The organism is Seonamhaeicola sp. MEBiC01930, assembly GCF_045277075.1.
In the GTDB taxonomy this organism is placed as follows: Bacteria; Bacteroidota; Bacteroidia; order Flavobacteriales; family Flavobacteriaceae; genus Seonamhaeicola.
The window spans coordinates 1,248,970-1,267,640 of the sequence record NZ_CP104270.1 but is presented as its reverse complement, the minus strand read 5'-3'; the positions used below and the strand labels follow the sequence as shown (position 1 = coordinate 1,267,640).

The following is an 18,671-nucleotide window of genomic DNA, read 5'->3' as shown; positions in this document are numbered from 1 at the left end:
AATGCTATGATTGATTTTAATCTCCTTTTAGCTGTTTTTGTAGGTATTGCAATTTTATTGTTTTTAATTCTAAGGTTAAAGATTCAAGCCTTTATTGCTTTACTTGTAGCTAGTATAGTTGTGGGTGTAATGGCAGGCATGAACCCCAATGATATTATAAAAACTATGCAGGAGGGCATGGGCGGAACCTTAGGTTTTGTCGCTATGGTTGTAGGTCTAGGAGCTATGTTTGGAGCCATTTTAGAATATTCTGGCGGTGCTGAAGCATTGGCTAATTACCTTTTAAAAAAGTTTGGAGAAAAAAATGCATCATGGGCATTAGTAATTACTGGGTTTTTCATTGCGATTCCTGTTTTTTTTGATGTTGCTTTTATCATTTTAGTGCCATTAATATATTCATTACAGCGTAAAACAAAAAAATCATTATTGCTGTATGCAATACCTTTATTGGCAGGATTAGCAATTACGCATGCTTATATTCCACCAACTCCAGGACCCGTTGCCGTTGCTGATATTTTGAAAGCAGATTTAGGATGGGTAATACTATTTGGATTCATTACTGGTATACCAACCGCTATTATTGGCGGTCCAGTATTTGCAAAATATATTTCAAAAAAAATTCATGTTGTAGCCCCGGAAGTTAACCATACTAAAATTGAAAATGAGAAATATCCAGCTGTGGTTTTAATTTTAGCAATAATTGGAATCCCTATTGTGCTAATTGTTGGAAATACAGTTTTAAATAGTCCGTTATTTTCAGAAGGTACTATTCCAGAGGATTTGAAGTTGTGGCTTAAAATGATAGGTCATCCTTTTACTGCTTTAATATTGGCCAATCTTATAGCTTGGTATTTATTGGGTATAAAACGAGGTGCAAAAAAAGATACCTTACTTAAAATCACTACCAAATCCATGGAAGCTGCAGGTATTATTATTTTGCTTACCGGTGCGGGAGGGGTTTTTAAGCAAATGCTGGTTAATACAGGAACAGGCGAGATGTTGGCTGTTTATTTTGCAGATAAGGGTATTAGTATATTGTTGTTTGCCTTTTTAGCGGCTGCTGTTGTTCGAATTTTACAAGGGTCAGCTACTGTGGCTATGATTACGGCTGCTGGAATTACAGGACCATTACTTACTACAACAATTTCAGAAATTGACAAAGCGCTATTGGTAATTGCAATTGCCTCTGGAGCATCAATTTTATCACATGTAAACGATAGTGGGTTTTGGTTGGTTAGTAAATACCTTGGTATAAATGAAAAACAAACCTTTAGAAGTTGGACGGTAATGACAACTATTATTGCTTTTGTTGGGTTTACAACGGTGTTTTTATGTTCTTTAGTTTTTTAAAACTTCAATACACTGAAAATTGTCATTATTCTTAGCTGCTATAATATAGTTTTTCTTGCCAATTGTAATGTTTTGAAGGTCTTTAACATCTCCAGTTACATGAAAACCACTTTCCGAGACAGGCATACTTTTAAACTTTCCTTTTCCGTTCCCTTTTAACATTAGACCAAAGCTTGCATCATTTCTTGGTGTTTCTACTTCAGAGTTATATAAATTACCCGCAATGAGGGCATCTAAATTACCATCGTTATCATAATCTTTCACCAGAATACCATTAATGCTTGAAAATTGGGCTTCTATTGGTAATTCATGTATTAGAAACTTCCCCTCTCTATTTTCTAAATAAATACTAGCAAAAGATTTTACTTGGTAGTGTAATGAATTTTCTAGGTTCTCTTTTCCATACACATCCACTAGTTTAGCTTGAGAGAACTCTTCATAGTTTTTAAACTTCTGTTTAATCCCTGGAATTTGTTCAGACGAACATTGTCTACCACGAAGTGGATATTGCTCTCCTTCGTTATAATAGCTTAAAACAATATCTTGTTTTTTATTATTATCAAAATCATTTGCGTAAATATCAAAAGTTTCGTTTTCGGTGGCTTTATATTTATAGTTTAATCCGTTGTTACCAACAAGGTAATCTATATCACCATCACCATCAAAATCACCTGGTTTTATATTCCACCACCATCCTGTGGTGTCATTTGTTAATCCATAACTTTCAGAAACATCTTTAAAAACACCTTCAGAATTCATAAAAACTTTAATTGGCATCCATTCACCCACAATAATAATATCATCCCAAGAATCATTATTAAAATCAGAAATAACTGCACTTGTAGCCATACCTAAATCTTTAAAAAATGGCGCTGATTGTTCAGTTTCATTTTCAAACTTAATCATTGAATTTTCAGAAACATTTTTTAATAGGTAACTTGATGCAGGTGCAGGATATTTACCTGGAATTTGTCTGCCTAAAACAAGGAGGTCCTTTTTTCCATCTTTATTGTAATCAAGTTCTAAAACTTTTGATCCACTAGAACTGAATATAGGTAGCGCATTTTCATTTTTTGAAAAATTACCTTTTCCATCATTCGAATATATTCGGTCCTGTAGCATACTAGAGTTTTCGGCATATTCGTAACCACCACTTACTACATATAAATCTTTATCTCCATCATTATCAGCGTCAAAAAAGAGCGCCCCTAAATCTTCAGATAATTTATCTTTTTCAATAGCTGGAGTGGGTTGTTGTGTAAATCCAGTTTCATCTTGAAAATATAGACTAGAGGTCAAGCCAAATGAACCGCCCACAAAATAATCTTGTAATCCATCATTATTTATATCAGCAATAGCTAGTGCAGGACCCAATGTTGACATTTTATGAGGTAATAATACCTGTTTATCAAAGTCGTTTACGTCATTTTCAATGTGCTTATGAGTGTCTATTTCTTTAGACGTAGAAAACAATTTTGCTGAAGAAATTTCTTCATTTCCTGTAGAAGGAAAGGCTTCGGAAAAGCTCAGTGTTAATTCTTGGTTTACTTTTACATTTTTTAGATTTTGTACTTTACCATTATGCCATACAACTTTTAAGCTATCAACTTCTGAAACATTTCCTAATCCAAAGTGTAGTTTAGGTGAAACAGATGATTGAAAACCACGTGTTAGGGTTAACTCTTGAACTTGTGTTGCATTTTTATTGTAAACATAAACACGATTACCTAAACCGAACTTATTTGAGTTTTGTCCATTAAATTTTATTTGTAAATAATTGTTTTGGTTGCTTCTGTTTTCAAAAATTGTGGCTTCTTCATCTATATTATTAACTATAATTTCTAAATCACCATCATTATCTAAATCTGCATATGCCGCTCCATTAGAAAAACCTTTATGTTCAATTCCCCAATCTTTATTAGCTCTTGTAAAACCTAAATCACCCGAATTTTTAAACATAAAATTGTCTATTTTTTCAGAAGGAATCATTTTAGTTTTTTCAAGAAGTGAATATTTATCATATTCTTCTTTTCCTATTTTTTTGAAAAAGTCTTTATTGTTTACTTCGCGTCTTGTTCCATTTGTAACGAAGAGGTCTTTTAGTCCGTCATTGTCAAAATCTGCTAGTAACGGACCCCAGCTCCAATCAGTTGATGAGGTGCCAGATAACCTTGAAATATTTGAAAATTTTGGGACTCCATTTTCAGAATAACCAGTGTTTAACTGTAAATTGTTTTGCATGTATTGGTAGTGAAACCCATAAAGAACTGTTTCATAAAAAAGCCTTGGGTTCATGCTTGCCATATTTGCTTTTTGGCGGCGGTTGTTATTAGAATCCATGTCTACTTGAAAAATATCTAACAAACCATCATTATTTATATCGGCAATGTCAATACCCATTCCATAAAATGCAGTTTGATTAGTAGCATCTTTTACAACTTCACTAAATGTACCATCTTGATTATTTATATAGAAGAAATCAGGAATACTATAATCATTGGAAACATATAAGTCTTGCCAACCATCATTATTAATATCAGCAACTGTAATACCTAATGAAAAGCTGTAATTTTTAACACCTGCTTCTTCCGTTACATTTGAGAATGTATCTCCATCGTTTCTATATAATTTATCAGATTCTAACATGGAGACATTATCCATTCTGTATTTATAAACCATGTTGGATGTTGAAGGACTAGCTATAGGATAATTGGCTATGTATAAATCTAAATCACCATCGTTATCAAAGTCAAAAAATGTGGCTTGAACCGAGTTTGAAGAATCATCAATATTATATTCTGAAGCTTTTTCTGTAAAGGTTAAGTCTTTGTTATTAATAAATAATTGATTGTTTTTAATGCCACTTTTCCCAGCAACAGAGCAATAAATATCTAAATACCCATCGTTGTTTATATCGGCCATAGTTACCCCTGTGTACCACCTATTATCCCCAGTAATATTGGCATTTTTTGTAATGTCTTGAAACTCAAGATTGCCTTTGTTTAAGTATAATTTGTTTTCTACTTGATTTCCTGTGAATAAGATATCATCTAAGCCGTCGTTATTAATATCACCAATGGCAACACCTCCTCCCATATAGATTGAGGTATATTTAAAATAGTTTAGAGAATCTGTTTCTTTTAGATTGTTGCTAAAACTTATATTGGTTTTACTAGAAGATAGGCGATTAAATAATGTTTCAATAGTGTCGTCATCATTTTTTGAGGAGCAACCAATTAATCCTAAAGAAACAACTAATATGAAGAATTTTTTAACCATTTAATCAAATTAAAGAGAAATATAAAAAATAAAGCAGTACGAATTAAATCCATACTGCTTTAAATAAAAAACTAAACAAAATAGTCTAAAAAGAAATTAATAACCAGGGTTTTGGTCTGCTATTGTTAATGCATCATTTTTATCTATTTCTGATGCTGGTATTGGATATAGATTATTCTTAGACGTATATCCAGCGGCAGATAATTCTGCATCTGCTCTTCCCCACCTTACTAGGTCCCAAAACCTTTGTCCTTCATGGGCTAATTCTAAATATTTCTCATTGACTATGGCATCAAATAAATCAGTTCCTGATAAAGTTGCAGAAACATCTGCTAAACCAGCTCTATTTCTTATTTTATTTAACTCAGTTCTTGCATTCCCATCTTGACCTACGGCATTGTAGGCCTCTGCCGCCAATAATAACACCTCTGCATACCTTAACAATCTCCAATTTGTTGTATAATTTAATTCAGCCACACCTTCACTTACAGTTTCTGAAGTACGTGTTGCGTATTTTGTTCTAATGGCGCCCTCGTAATCCCAAGGTGACCCTGTAAGACTTCCTCCTGCAGCTACAAGTTCAGCTTCTGTCATTAATGTAGCTGCTTTACGATCCACATCACCAGCGGCTTCAAAAGCACTGACTAGTTTTGCAGTTGGTAGGTTAAATCCCCATCCGTTTATAAGACCTGTGCCACTTAAATCAAAGAAACCATCACCTCGAGGCCCCATTAATTGGATATGTAAATTGCTTTCTGTACGACCACCCCATGCAATGTTACCCCAGTCACGACCATCAGTTGATATATACCCTAATTCAAACAAAGATTCAATTCCAAATTCCGTAGATTGCATCCAAACATCTGCTACATTTGCCTCTAAATCATGGGCTGGATTAGATATTACTGCTTCAAATAAAGGTATAGCCTCAGCATTTCTACCCTGAAATACTAGGACTTTACCCAAAGTGGCTTGTGCTGTACCTTTTGATACTCTAAAATTATGGCTTACAGCACTTTTATCTGGTAAACCAGCAATGGCTGCTGCTAAATCTGATTCCACTTGAGCATAAATTTCAGCTCTTGTACTTTTTGGTATGGCAAATGATTCTGAACTTATCGTCGTTGGATTAACTAACCTTAAAGGGACATCTCCCCACATAGTGGTTAATTCAAAATAACACCAAGCTCTCATAAACTTTGCTTCCGCCAGTACAAACTCTTTATTACTTAATGAACCTGCTTCTACTTCGTTTATTATAGTATTTGCTAGAGCAATGGCCTTATAATAAAGCGACCAAACACTTTCTGTTGATGGATTGGATATTGATACATTTGTATAATCATCAATATCTTGTAATTGAGTTTGATCTGTTGAATTACCTCCTGCAGCATTTCCTGCATCACCTGGCAATATTTTTATAAAAAATGCACTGCTCCAGTCTTTGGCATAATTATATTGCATAATATCATACAGACCTATTAATGCTTCTTCGGCATTGCTTTCTTGTTCAAAGAACGTTGAACTTTCAAGTACTCCAATAGGAGCTACTTCAGTAAAGTTATCACTACATGCTACACTTATAAATACTATAAGCATCATGCTATAAATTAATTTTTTCATATCTATTTTTTATTAAAATTCTATTGATAGACCAAATAATATTCTTGAAGGAATTGGATAGAATCCTCTATCTATTCCAATACTATTATCTGAAAAACTCCCTGCTTCTGGGTCTAAACCACTATACTTGGTAAAAGTAAAATAGTCGTCCAGCGAAATATATGTTCTTAATTTGTTTAGTTTTAACTTGTCAGATAAATCTGTTGGGAATGTATATCCTAACTGAATTTGTTTAATTCTCATATAAGAACCATCTTCAACAACTAAATCTGTGTCATAAGAAGTAGTGGCGTTAGTGGCAGATGGGAAAGTTGCAATATCCCCAACCTGTTGCCATCTCCCAGTAAAAAATTGAATTGGCTTATTGGTGATAGGTCTTGATGGTTGGTGATAAGCCGCAAAAATGTCATTTCCTGAGGTTCCTTGAAACCTTATGCCTAAATCAAAGTTTTTATAACCTAAATCAATACTACCTCCATAAAGAACATCTGGGTGAGGAGAACCTATTTCTGTTTTATCATTAGAATCTATTCCAGCAACTCCGTCCGTATCTACAATAATGATTTCTCCTGTATTGGGGTCAATTCCATCTGTTTTATAGCCATAAAAATACCAAAGAGGATATCCTTTTTGAAAACGTGTAACGCCATCATTATTCTGAGGTGCTCCAGCACCTATAATGAAACCATCATCTCCTACAAAATTAATTTCTGTAACTTCATTTTTAAGAGTAGACAAATTTAAATTAACATTGTAACTAAAACCACTATCAGTAGTATCTCCATAGCCAAGTTCAAATTCAAGACCTTTATTTTCCACCGTCCCAGCATTAATAGATGGAACTCCTACTCCTAAAGAAGGTGGAGCAATAATGTTACCGTTATTTAGAAGTAAATCCCTTGTTGTTTTCTTATAATAATCTACAGAAAAATTAAGTTTATTATCAATGGCTCTAAAATCTACACCAAGATTTAATTGTTCTGAACGCTCCCAACCTAATTCTGAGTTAGGCAGGCTACCAGGGGTAATACCCCCTACACCTTCATACGTTACCGGCACAGTACCGCTCTCCTGTGCCACCGATTGAAATACCAAACCAGCTATATAAGTCCCTAAGTTATTGTCACTACCATTTTGACCCCAACTGGCACGGAACTTTGCATAAGTTATTTTAGAGTTTTCACCCCAAAAATTCTCATTTGAAGCAACCCACCCTGCTGATACGGCTGGAAAATATCCTGATTTTTTATCTGTTGGAAAATAACTAGAAGTATCGTATCTTAAAGATCCTTCTAATAAGTATTTACCAGCATAATCATAAGATAATCTTCCAAAAACAGAAGTTCCCGTTCTTTCATATAAATTACCTCCAACATTTAAATTATCACCTTGATTACTATAATCAAAAAAAGTAAATTGTTCGGTAGAATCATTTATAGAGTAAACTGGAGTTAAATTTCTTTCTGATGAGTAACCTATAAGGCCCGTAAAATTATGCTCACCTAACTCCTTGTTATAGGATGCGAAATTTTCCCATAACCATCTTGAATTTCGCGCAATGGAGTTGTTCAAAGTTATTTGGGTGTTTTGTGCTTCAGAAGAAGTTCCCCAAATTGGTGTCCAACTATTGTTAATAGTATTTGATCTTTCATATCCAAATCTTGTAGTAAATGATAAGCCTTCAGCCATATTTAATTTAGCATATAAAGAGGTTAAAATTTTATCAGAATCTATACCTCCTCTAAATCTAAAATTTGCAGAAGCTACAGGGTTTGTAACTTCTCCAGTTGAGTAAGTTGGTAAACCATATACATTCCCATTTCTATCAACCATTGCAGAACCATTATTGACTAAGTCTTGAGCTCTTTGGGGTAAAACTCCAGAATAAATTACAGGTGTTAAAGGATCTAAAATTATTGCATGATTGGCTATACCTCCGGTTGAATCATCTTCAGAAACAGAGTTAGAACCTATATTTGAATAGGTTACATTTGTACCTACTTCCAGCCAATCGGTTACTTGGCTTTTTAAATTAAGTCTTCCTGTAAATCTTTTATATCCTAAATCATCACCAATTAAACCTTCTTGATCTATATAGGAGCCTGAAAAATAAAAAGATGTTTTTTCTGTTGCTCCAGAAATACTAATATCATGTCTTTGTGTTGGCGCATTTTGAAAAGTTTCATTTAACCAATTAGTATTAATACCATTATCTACAACTTGAGTATGCCCTGCTTCTTGCATATATGTTACAAATTGAGAAGCATTCATTAACTCCATATCTGTTCTTAATGATTGAGTTCCTAGTTGAGTACTGTAAGTAAATACTGTCTCACCAACTCTCCCTTGCTTTGTTGTAATGATTATTACCCCATTAGCTCCTTGTGTACCATAAATCGCTGAAGAAGCAGCATCTTTTAATACTTCGATATTAGCAATATCGTTAGGTGAAATGTTATCAATAGAACTTACTTTAATCCCATCAACAATAAATAAAGGATCTGAATTTCCATTAGAACCTGCTCCCCTAATTCGGATTTTTGCACCAGAACCAGGTGATCCAGAAGAAGAAACTACTGTAACCCCTGATGTTTTTCCTTGTAAAACTTGTTCTACTCGAGGTGCAGAGGTGTTTTCGATGTCCTTAGAACTAATACTTGAAATAGCACCGGTAACTAAACTTTTTTTCTTAGTACCATATCCTACAACAACAACCTCATCCAATACTGAAGCATCATCGTCTAGAGTAACATTTACAGAGGACTGACCAGTGTAATTAAATTCTCGAGTTTGATATCCAACAAAAGAGAAGACTAATACCTCTCCGTTATTAACATTAATCTCAAATTTGCCATCAAAATCGGTTACGGTCCCTGTAGAAGTACCTTTAACAAGTACATTTGCACCTGGTATAGGTATACCATCTTTGTCTGAAACTGTTCCTGAAACCGATTGCGCATAAATTATGCTCCCAATCAATAAAAATGCAGGAAGCATTAGCTTTTTAAGTAATCTGTTTTTCATAAATTTAGTTTAAGTTATTAAGTTATTTATGTTTTAGAACACGTATTCTATAAGGAAAAGAAAAAAAACTATTATGCATATAATTAGCAATGCCTCTCCAATTCTCCTATTTCTACTTGTTTTAAACATGTTTCCAAATGTTAAAAAAAAATTAAATTTAAATTGTAATTGATAAGGCATGTGTTGCAAATTTTGTAGCAATCATGTTCCATTTGCGTATTATGCTACATTTGAAACAAATGATGCAACAACTTTATTAATAGATAAATTGGCATATATTGATTAATGAAGTGCTATTTATTTCTCTTCAAAGGGCTTTACTTCAGTTGGTAGTATGCCAAAGTAATTTTTAAAGCATTTGGTAAAATAAGAATGGGATGAAAACCCTATAGAATAGCATACTTTACTAATATTAGTTTCTCCCATTTCTAAGATTTGTTTTGCTTTTTTTAGTCTAATGTTTCTTAAGAATTCACTAGCTGTTTGATTTGTAAGCGCTTTAATTTTTCTATAAAACTGACTTCTACTTAAGTTTAATTGGGAGGCAAGTGTTTCAACATTTAAATTTGGATCACCTATATTTTCATTAATATGATTTAAAACATTTTCAATAAATTCTTTATCTAATGGCGTACTATTAACATCTTCAGGTAATTCACTAATTACACTAAAGTATTTATTAAAAATTAGCTGTCTACTGGTAATTAATTGAGCAAGTCTAAGTTTCAATAGGCGTATGTTAAATGGTTTAACCATATAGGCATCAGCTCCCGTTTCAATCCCTTCAATTCTATCTTCTACTTTGGCTTTTGCAGTAAGCATTAATACAGGTATATGGCTAGTGCTAATATTACTTTTTATTTGTTTACAGAATTCCATTCCATCAATTTCTGGCATTACTACATCTGTAATTATAACATCAGGAAACGTTTCTTTGGCAATCTTTAAGCCATCTGAACCATTACTAGCAATTAATACTTTGTATTGGTTAGTTAGTTCAAGTTTTAAATATTCTCTTAGTTCAACATTATCTTCTACAATTAATACGGTATGTTGTTTGGTCATTTCAAGATCTTCATCTTCCTGCTGTACTATGTTAACTGATGGTGCAAATGAAAAGTCATCATTTTTAAGAAATTCGGTAGATTCATCTAGTATGATTTGATCATCATTAAAATGATTGTTTCCAGTAGGTAATAATATTTTAAATGAAGTACCCAACCCAACTTCACTTAAAACTTCAATTTCACCTTTATGCAATTTTACAAAACTTTGCACTACTTCTAAACCAATACCAGTACCACCAAAATAAGTTTTACTTTGTTTTTCGGCTTGATAAAATCTCTCAAAAATCTTAGAAATTTCATCCTTTTCTAAACCTGGTCCTGTATCAGAAATTATAATTTCTACCGCTTTTACAGGTTCATCTTTATTAACTAGTGGCAAATTATAAAGAAACTCTGTAGATAATAGGTCAATGTTTATTGCTCCTCCTTCAGGGGTTATTTTTATGGCGTTTGATAATAGATTAAAAATTATTTTTTCAAGCATTTTATTATCAGCCCAAACCATTAAATCAGGGTTGTCCGTATCTACTGTTAATAGGATATTTTTATTATTAGCCTCTTCCTTAAAATAGCTTACAATGTTTTTAGTGAAATCTATTAAGTTAATTTTAATAGCCCTTACATTCATTTTGTTTAATTCAAGCTTTCTAAAATCCATTAACTCATTAATTAGTCTGTAAAGTCTGTCTGTGTTTTTGTTTATTATGGCATGCTTGTTTTTTATATTTTGAGGTAAATTCAACTCCTTATTATTAATAATATCTTTTAAGGGATTCATTATTAAAGTTAAAGGTGTTCTAAATTCATGAGAAATATTTGTGAAAAATTGAATTTTCTTTTTATTTAACTCATCTTTTTGTTGTCTTTGTAGTCGTTCATTTTTAATGAGCTGTTTTTCTTTTATTCTATTTTGAGTTAAATAGTTGAGCAAATAAATACTTGTTAAAAATAAGATGCCGTATATAAAAATGGCCCAATTAGTCTTCCACCACGGCGGTAAGATTTTTATTTTTAGCTCAAGAGGCGTCTCATTCCATATGCCATCATTATTAGAGGCTTTAAGCTTAAAAGTATATTCACCATGATCCAAATTTGTATAAGTGGCGCTTCTTTTTTGACCAACATAATTCCAAGATTCTTCATATCCTTCAAGATAATATGCATAATTATTTTTTTCTGGTCTGGTAAAATTTACACCAGTATATTCTATAGTAAATACAGACTGAGTGTGATCTAACGTTAAATTTTTGGTTTCTCCAATTACGGCTTGTATTGGGGAATTATCTTTATTTGGTGTTACAGTTTTATTAAAAAGTTTGAAATCTGTAAGATAAAGAGCAGGAACAATATTATTAGTTATAATATTTGAGGGATTGAAGAAATCTATCCCTAAGTAGTTTCCAAAATACAAATTCTTTTTATTGTCTATAAAGGTTGCGTTGATGTTGTAGTCATTAGAAAGTAAACCATCTTTTTCTGTGTATTGTTTAAATATCCCCGTACTAAAATCTAGTTTTGAAATTCCAGAATTTGAACTAATCCAAATATTATTAATTGAATCTTCAATTATACTAGTTATGTTATCAGATTCTACTCCATTTAGTTTATTATACCAAGAAAAAGTATCGTCTTTAGGGTTATATTTGCACAATCCAGCTCCTCTTGTTCCAATCCAAATTGCACCATCCTTACTTTGGTAAATTGACAATACATGATTAGCCGTGGTGTAATTACTAAACTTACCTGCCATTCTATCTGCTAAAGATTGTATGTTAAATTTGCCATCTGCAGATTGAATTATTTTGAACAACCCATTTGTAACGGTTCCTAACCATAGGTTATCTTCTTTATCTATAAGAACTTTTCTTGCATAACAATTAGGAATTCCATGTTTGGCAAATTCCTCTGAATCATGATGTGTAAACTGTTTTGTTTTTATATTGTATGAATGTAATCCCTTGTCCCAAGTTGCAAACCATATATTTCCCTTAGAGTCTTCATCAATGCTTAAAAAATTATTAGATTGTAATCCGCCTGAGGTATTAGCAATATTATAATTAATAAATTTTGTAGTTCCCTTTTTCAGGTAGTAAAGACCTTTATTCCATGTTCCCGCCCAAAGGTTTTGATTTTTATCAAAAAACAAGGATTCCACGTAGTCATCTGTTAAACCAGAAATGAAGTTGTTATTTTTTGTACTAATGTTTCTAAAGAAGCTTAAGGTAGGGTCTACAACATCAATTCCTCCACCATCCATACTAATCCAAAAATTATCTAAGTCATCTTTAGCAATTGCGGTAACAGACCCTATTTGTAATGAATTAGTGTTTTTGTGTAAACTTTCAATATTGTCAAACTTGTCATGAAGTTTATCATATATTGATATTCCGGCGTTATAATATCCAATCCATATACGTTCATTTCTGTCTAAAAACAAGTACCAAACAGAATTTGCTAAAATGCTTTTTTCATTTTCCTTATCGGCCGAATAGTGTTTTACAATATTGCCTTTGGAGTCAATATGAAATAATCCGTCATTTTCAGTGCCACACATTAAACTTCCATCAGGTAAGTTAATCATATGTAAAATTCTATTTTCTGAAATTTTGTACTGGCTTACTTCATAAACTCCGTCATTTGTGTTTTTAAGTTCGCTAATTTTATATATTCCATTTGAGACTGTACCAACCCATAAATTCTCATTGTTATCGTAGTATAAAGATTGTATTGGGTCTTTAATGATTTTCACCCCTTCTACAGTTCTTATTAGAGAAAGTTTAAGTGAATTTGTTTTTTCATCATATTCTTTAAGACCTCTATTCGTTCCGGCGTATATTGTACCGTTCTTGTCAGATTTTAAGGAATGAATCTCTAGAGGGTTATCTGGGTTAAAGTCTTGACTATCTACTTTTGTTACATTTAGAGTATTTAAATTAAGAATAAACAAACCTTGGGAGTAAGTTCCTATAAATAAATTTCCATTATTATCTCCTTGAAAACTTCTTATCGAAACATTAGATTTTTTTGTGGTCAATTCCTTAATAGGAATTCTTTTAAAACAATCCTTTTCACGGTCATAAAGGTTAAGACCTTCTTCTGTTCCAAACCATAGATTATTGTTTTTATCTATATAGGAACAAAAAATTAAACTACTACTTAGTGAAGTGGAGTCTTTTAAATGATGCTTATAGGTTGTGTAATCAATACCATCAAATTTGCTCAGACCAGATCCATTGGTTCCAATCCAAATAAAGCCATATTGGTCTTGTGTAATAGTACAAATACCAATATTAGAAATATTTTTCTTTACATTGAAAAATTCAAAATCTTTACGCGGTTTTTGGGCGTAGAATGTTAAGGATATTAAGAAAAAGTAGTAACAAAAAAAATAAGATAGCTTTTTCATATCTAAACCAACTAAAATGAATATTAAATGAATCAGGTTTTAAAACAAAATATAATAAAACTAATTTATTTACTAATATAAAAGCTTTTTTAAAGCGATTAATTTAATAAACAAGGGTTATTAAATATTCTTTAATTATCCCAAATTGATTCTATTTCTTCAAGAGATTTCCCTTTAGTTTCTGGAATGAATTTATAAGTGAAAGCCATTATTATTAATATAAAAGCACTAAAAATAAAGTAAGGCAATGATCCATTCCAGAATTCATTATTATTAACATCACTGGCTGTTACCATAGGAAAGGTTTGTGATACCAAGTAATTACCTGCCCATTGAACTGCAACTGCAACTGACATGGCTACACTTCTAATCTTGTTTGGAAACATCTCCGACAGCACCACCCATACTACAGGACCCATTGATAGAGCAAACGACCCAATGAATATTAAAACACCAAGTAAAGATATAAATCCGATAGATTGCAGTTGTATACTAAACCCTAAAAGTAAAAAACCAATTAACATGCCCAAGGACCCAATATAAACCAACGGTTTTCTACCCAATTTATCTACAGTAGCCATAGCAATAAAAGTAAAAACTAAATTTACAAACGCTAACAGTACTTGTTGTTTTAAAACATCGTCTTTTCCAAAACCAAGAGCCTTTTCAAAGATATCTGCACCATAATACAATACGGCGTTAATTCCTGTAAACTGTTGTAATATTGAAAAAATTGACCCAATTAATATTATAATAAATATACCTTTTGAGAAGTAATTAATTTTTGTGTCTTTTGTTTCATTTTTTAGTGATTTTTTTATTTCATCACTTTCTAGTTGTGCTTGTTTTTCACCATGTATTTTTATTAAAATAGACAATGCTTCTTCATCTTTACCTTTTAGAGACAACCATCTGGGGCTTTTAGGAACAAAGAAAAGCGTTGCAAAAAACAAACAGCTTGGTATGAGCTCTGACCAAAACATTTGTCTCCAGCCAAATTCTAAATTTTCTGCTTCTGTTAATCTGTTACCTATAAAGTAGGTAACTAAAAACACTACAAAAAAGCCAACAACAATAGCCAATTGATAAAATGTAACTAATTTGCCACGTTTTTTAGCAGGTGCAATTTCTGCTATATACATCGGGGCATTCATGGATGCAATTCCAATACCTAAGCCACCAAGAATTCTAAATACCACTAAAAGAGAAACAGATTCTGGCATAAATGAAGGAAGGCCTGAACCCCAAGCCGAAATGCTAAAAAGCAATGCAGAAATAATAAGGGAGTTTTTTCTGCCTATTTTAATACTTAATGATCCTGAGATTATTGCTCCTACCAAGCAGCCCAATAAGGCACTCCCAACAACCCATCCTTGTAGACTAGCGTCAAGCTGAAAATATTTTGTTAGATAAAATTGGGCACCGTTTATTACCCCGGTATCATATCCAAAAAGTAAACCGCCTAAAGCAGAAATAGATGTTATTAATATTAAAAATCCTTGTTTGTTCATAATTGTTTTTTATTAATTAGACTACATTTTTAATTTGAGAATGTTTACTGAAGCGTCTTGGTGCTTTATCAATTTAGCTCTAAACATTAATTGATTAAAAGGCGATGATATCAATTTGGCCTATTTTAAGTTCTATATCTAGCATAACCAGACTTTATTTCAGCAGGAACTAGATCGTATTCCATGGATTCTGTCTGTTATATTATTTATCTGTTATTTCAAGTTTAGCACTAGCTAAAATATTATTTGAAGCTGTACCTACTAGTATTTCAAAATGACCTGATTCTACTTTCCAATCTTCAGTTTCTAAATCCCAAAATGCAAAGTCTCTATCGGTTAGTGTAAAGTAAATAGTCTGTTTCTCACCAACAGCTAATTGCACTTTCTGAAAATCTTTCAACTCTTTTAAAGGGCGTTCAACGGTTGATTCAATATCACGAACATATACCTGAACAATTTCTTTACCTTCAACTGAACCAGTGTTTTCTATATCGATTTTTAAGTTGAGTTTTTCGCCCACTTTTATCGATTCGTTTTCTAATAGTAAGTTACTGTATTCATATGTCGTGTAAGACAAACCGAAACCAAATGGATAAAGTGGCTCAATTGCTTTGCTTTCGTACCAACGATACCCAACAAATACACCTTCATCATAATTCACATCAGTTATTGGGTCTATAATTCTATGGTCTTCATCCCAACCTGAATATAATTCTTTGCCTTCAGGGATGTAACCATATCCTGGTGAATCTTCAAATTTTTTCTCAATGGTAATAGGTAATTTAGCTGATGGATTAGTAATACCAGCTACTATTTCAGCAAAACCTTTAAATCCAATTTGACCTGGATACCAGCTATATAATAATCCAGCAATATCATCATTCCACTCTGTCATATTCACACCACTACCTGAGCTAACCGATATAATCGTGTTTTTATTTAAGGTAGTAATATGTTTAATTTCCGAGTTAATTGTCTCTGACAAATCAAATGGTTTATCCCATCCTTCAGAATCAAATGTTCCAGTGCTATAAATCACATGACTGGCAGTTTTTAAGTCTTCGTCCGTAGGTTTTTCTATATAATACACTTTTTCACCATAAATCTCTTTAAGAGCCATTATCATCGTTACATGGTCATATCCAACCACCTCGGCAGCACCACCGCCATGAGGTATTTTATCTGAATATTCTCCCGTAAGTAAAATTGATATATCGCCAGTTTTATTAATAGGTAAAACATTGTTGTTTTTTAGTAATACAATACTTTCTCGTCCAGTTTGTAAAGCAACTGCTTCGTGTTGGTCGAAGTTATCAAAATAAGAAGCATCCTTTATAGGTCGCTCTAGCAGACCCATTGCTATTTCTGTGGTTAGTATGTTGGTAACCATTCTGTTGATGTCCTCTTCTTGTACTTTCCCTTCTTCAAGAAGTGGTTTTGCAGCATTTCGCAAAAAGAATTCTGGTTTCTTCATATAATCAGGATATTCCGATCTCGGTTCCCCTGGCATATCAAGATCTAGACCTGATTTTATTACTTTTTCGGCATCATACACGGACCACCAATCACTCATAACTAACCATTTAAAACCTAAGTCCTCACGTAAAAGGCCTGTAATTACATCCTTACTTTGTCCGGCATACTCTCCATTTACTAAATTATAAGAGGTCATAACAGCCATAACGCCTGCATCAACACCAGCTTCGAACGCAGGTAAATAAATTTCGTGCAAAGTCCTTTTATCAACTACTGAATTTGATGTTCTTCTCTTATAGTCCGTATTATTAGCTATAAAATGCTTTAAAGTAGCCATGGTACCTGTACTTTGCATGCCTACCACATAATTCTCTATCATTCTAGCAGCTAGGTAAGGGTCTTCTCCGAAGTACTCAAAGTTTCTACCATTTTGCGCTATACGATAAATGTTCATTCCTGGCCCAAGTAGTACTGCAATTTCACCGGCTCTACACTCTTCACCAATAGATTTTGCATAATTACCTGCCAACTCCTTATTCCAAGTACTTGCCAAGGCTAGTGGACTTGGGAAAGCCACTGATTTTTCAAGCTGATCATCTAGATGACGTCGAATGTTTACACCCTGAGTAGCATCTGAGAGATACATGGCTGGCACATTAAATTTCTCAAACCCTTTAGTGAAAAATACATTATGACCACCTATCAAAGAAATCTTCTCATCGATTGTCATCTGATTAAGAATTTTTAATGCTTGCTCTTTTGCATCCTTATATGCAATCGGCGGTTGGAAAGGTTGAAAATTAGTTTCAGTTTTAAATTCTTGTTTTACTGGTTTTGTACAGGAACAAATAACTATACAAATAAGGGCGAAATGTGCAATTCTTTTCATAAAATGAATTTTTAAAATTATATAAACTGTATTTAACTTTTACAGTATTAAGGTTAAATAATTACAATGAACTCGTTTAAAAAGGACAAGAAAATTTCTATTCAAAACATGGTATAGAAGTTTCGTGTCAATCAATTTATTACTGATAAGGTTACTTCATTATCTCTTGAATTTCTTTGTTGTTAATTATTGGATTAGCTCCCTCTTTAGAGGCCACAATAGCTCCTACTGCACAAGCATTATCCAGTGCAGTTACTGCATCTTCACTATTAAGTAGTTGATATATTAATGTTGCAAGAAAAGAATCTCCAGCTCCCACTGTATCGATCACCTCAATATGATATCCCTTGTTGTAAACAAACTTATTATCTTGAAATAATACAGCTCCATGAGCCCCCATTGTTACACATATACTAGGTGTTTGAGTTTCTTGGGCAAAAAAGGATATGCTATCCTCTAGCGACATCTTCTTGTCTCCTATAGCAGCAGATAGCTCAAAGATTTCATCATCATTAAACTTTATAAAATCTGCTTGTTTCATAAGGTCCATAAGAGTTTTCAACTCATAGTGTGGTGGACGTAGGTTTACATCAAAAACTTTAAATTGAGAAGCTTTGAGTAAAGCAAACAGGGTATCTCTTGAAGTCAACTGGCGAGCAACCAAACTACCATATATAAAAGCATCTGCAGATTTAACCAAAGTTATGTCTTTTTCTAAAAGATGAATATCGTCCCACGCACAAGGCCTTTTTATTTCATAAGATGCAGATCCTGAATCATTCAGGGTTACCAACACCTCACTTGTATCGTAATTTTGGCTAACTTGTAAGTGATCAGTTGTTGCATTATACTTTTTCATCTGTACTGCAATATCATTACCGGCAACATCTTTTCCTATACAGCTAATTACCTTAGTTCTACAACCAAATGCTTGCATTCTCAGAGCCACATTAAGTGGTGCTCCACCCAATTTTTTACCCGTGGGAAGCATATCCCATAGCACCTCACCATAACACACAATCTGTTTCATAACCAACTCAATTTAG

At 32.9% G+C, this 18,671-nt stretch carries 8 protein-coding genes; 1 reads left to right on the top strand and 7 read right to left on the bottom strand.

Annotation, left to right across the window (positions count from 1 at the left end; genetic code table 11):
- Nucleotides 1–6: 6 nt before the first annotated feature.
- Nucleotides 7–1,350 carry a GntP family permease gene (locus N1F78_RS05455; RefSeq protein WP_406685173.1) on the top strand — a complete coding sequence of 448 codons (1,344 nt, stop codon included), beginning with the start codon at nucleotides 7–9 and terminating at the stop codon, nucleotides 1,348–1,350.
- Here N1F78_RS05455 and N1F78_RS05450 read toward each other — a convergent pair.
- From N1F78_RS05450 to N1F78_RS05420, 7 genes are all read right to left on the bottom strand, one after another.
- On the bottom strand, nucleotides 1,339–4,629 hold the full coding sequence (locus tag N1F78_RS05450) for a VCBS repeat-containing protein (protein ID WP_406685172.1): 3,291 nt from the start codon (nucleotides 4,627–4,629) through the stop codon (nucleotides 1,339–1,341). The genes N1F78_RS05455 and N1F78_RS05450 overlap by 12 nt on opposite strands.
- A 96-nt stretch (nucleotides 4,630–4,725) precedes the next feature.
- Entirely contained in the window at nucleotides 4,726–6,252 is a 1,527-nt protein-coding gene (locus N1F78_RS05445) for a RagB/SusD family nutrient uptake outer membrane protein (RefSeq protein WP_406685171.1), read from the bottom strand.
- A 12-nt stretch (nucleotides 6,253–6,264) separates the two neighbouring features.
- On the bottom strand, nucleotides 6,265–9,276 hold the full coding sequence (locus N1F78_RS05440; protein ID WP_406685170.1) for a SusC/RagA family TonB-linked outer membrane protein: 3,012 nt from the start codon (nucleotides 9,274–9,276) through the stop codon (nucleotides 6,265–6,267).
- 297 nt (nucleotides 9,277–9,573) lie between these two features.
- Nucleotides 9,574–13,749: a two-component regulator propeller domain-containing protein gene (locus tag N1F78_RS05435; RefSeq protein ID WP_406685169.1), complete on the bottom strand. Its 4,176-nt coding sequence runs from the start codon at nucleotides 13,747–13,749 to the stop codon at nucleotides 9,574–9,576.
- Between the two features lie 131 nt (nucleotides 13,750–13,880).
- A complete protein-coding gene (locus N1F78_RS05430; protein ID WP_406685168.1) occupies nucleotides 13,881–15,260 on the bottom strand; it encodes a sugar porter family MFS transporter in 1,380 nt (459 codons plus the stop codon).
- 202 nt (nucleotides 15,261–15,462) lie between these two features.
- Nucleotides 15,463–17,625 carry a beta-glucosidase family protein gene (locus N1F78_RS05425; protein ID WP_406685167.1) on the bottom strand — a complete coding sequence of 721 codons (2,163 nt, stop codon included), beginning with the start codon at nucleotides 17,623–17,625 and terminating at the stop codon, nucleotides 15,463–15,465.
- A 151-nt stretch (nucleotides 17,626–17,776) separates the two neighbouring features.
- Entirely contained in the window at nucleotides 17,777–18,655 is an 879-nt protein-coding gene (locus N1F78_RS05420; RefSeq protein ID WP_406685166.1) for a carbohydrate kinase family protein, read from the bottom strand.
- Nucleotides 18,656–18,671 lie beyond the last annotated feature (16 nt).

Excerpts from the sequence above, each read along its gene's own strand:
- N1F78_RS05455 (WP_406685173.1), top strand. The coding sequence starts at position 7 with ATGATTGATTTTAATCTCCTTTTAGCTGTTTTTGTAGGTATTGCAATT.
- N1F78_RS05450 (WP_406685172.1), bottom strand. The coding sequence starts at position 4,629 with ATGGTTAAAAAATTCTTCATATTAGTTGTTTCTTTAGGATTAATTGGT.
- N1F78_RS05445 (WP_406685171.1), bottom strand. The coding sequence starts at position 6,252 with ATGAAAAAATTAATTTATAGCATGATGCTTATAGTATTTATAAGTGTA.
- N1F78_RS05440 (WP_406685170.1), bottom strand. The coding sequence starts at position 9,276 with ATGAAAAACAGATTACTTAAAAAGCTAATGCTTCCTGCATTTTTATTG.
- N1F78_RS05435 (WP_406685169.1), bottom strand. The coding sequence starts at position 13,749 with ATGAAAAAGCTATCTTATTTTTTTTGTTACTACTTTTTCTTAATATCC.
- N1F78_RS05430 (WP_406685168.1), bottom strand. The coding sequence starts at position 15,260 with ATGAACAAACAAGGATTTTTAATATTAATAACATCTATTTCTGCTTTA.
- N1F78_RS05425 (WP_406685167.1), bottom strand. The coding sequence starts at position 17,625 with ATGAAAAGAATTGCACATTTCGCCCTTATTTGTATAGTTATTTGTTCC.
- N1F78_RS05420 (WP_406685166.1), bottom strand. The coding sequence starts at position 18,655 with ATGAAACAGATTGTGTGTTATGGTGAGGTGCTATGGGATATGCTTCCC.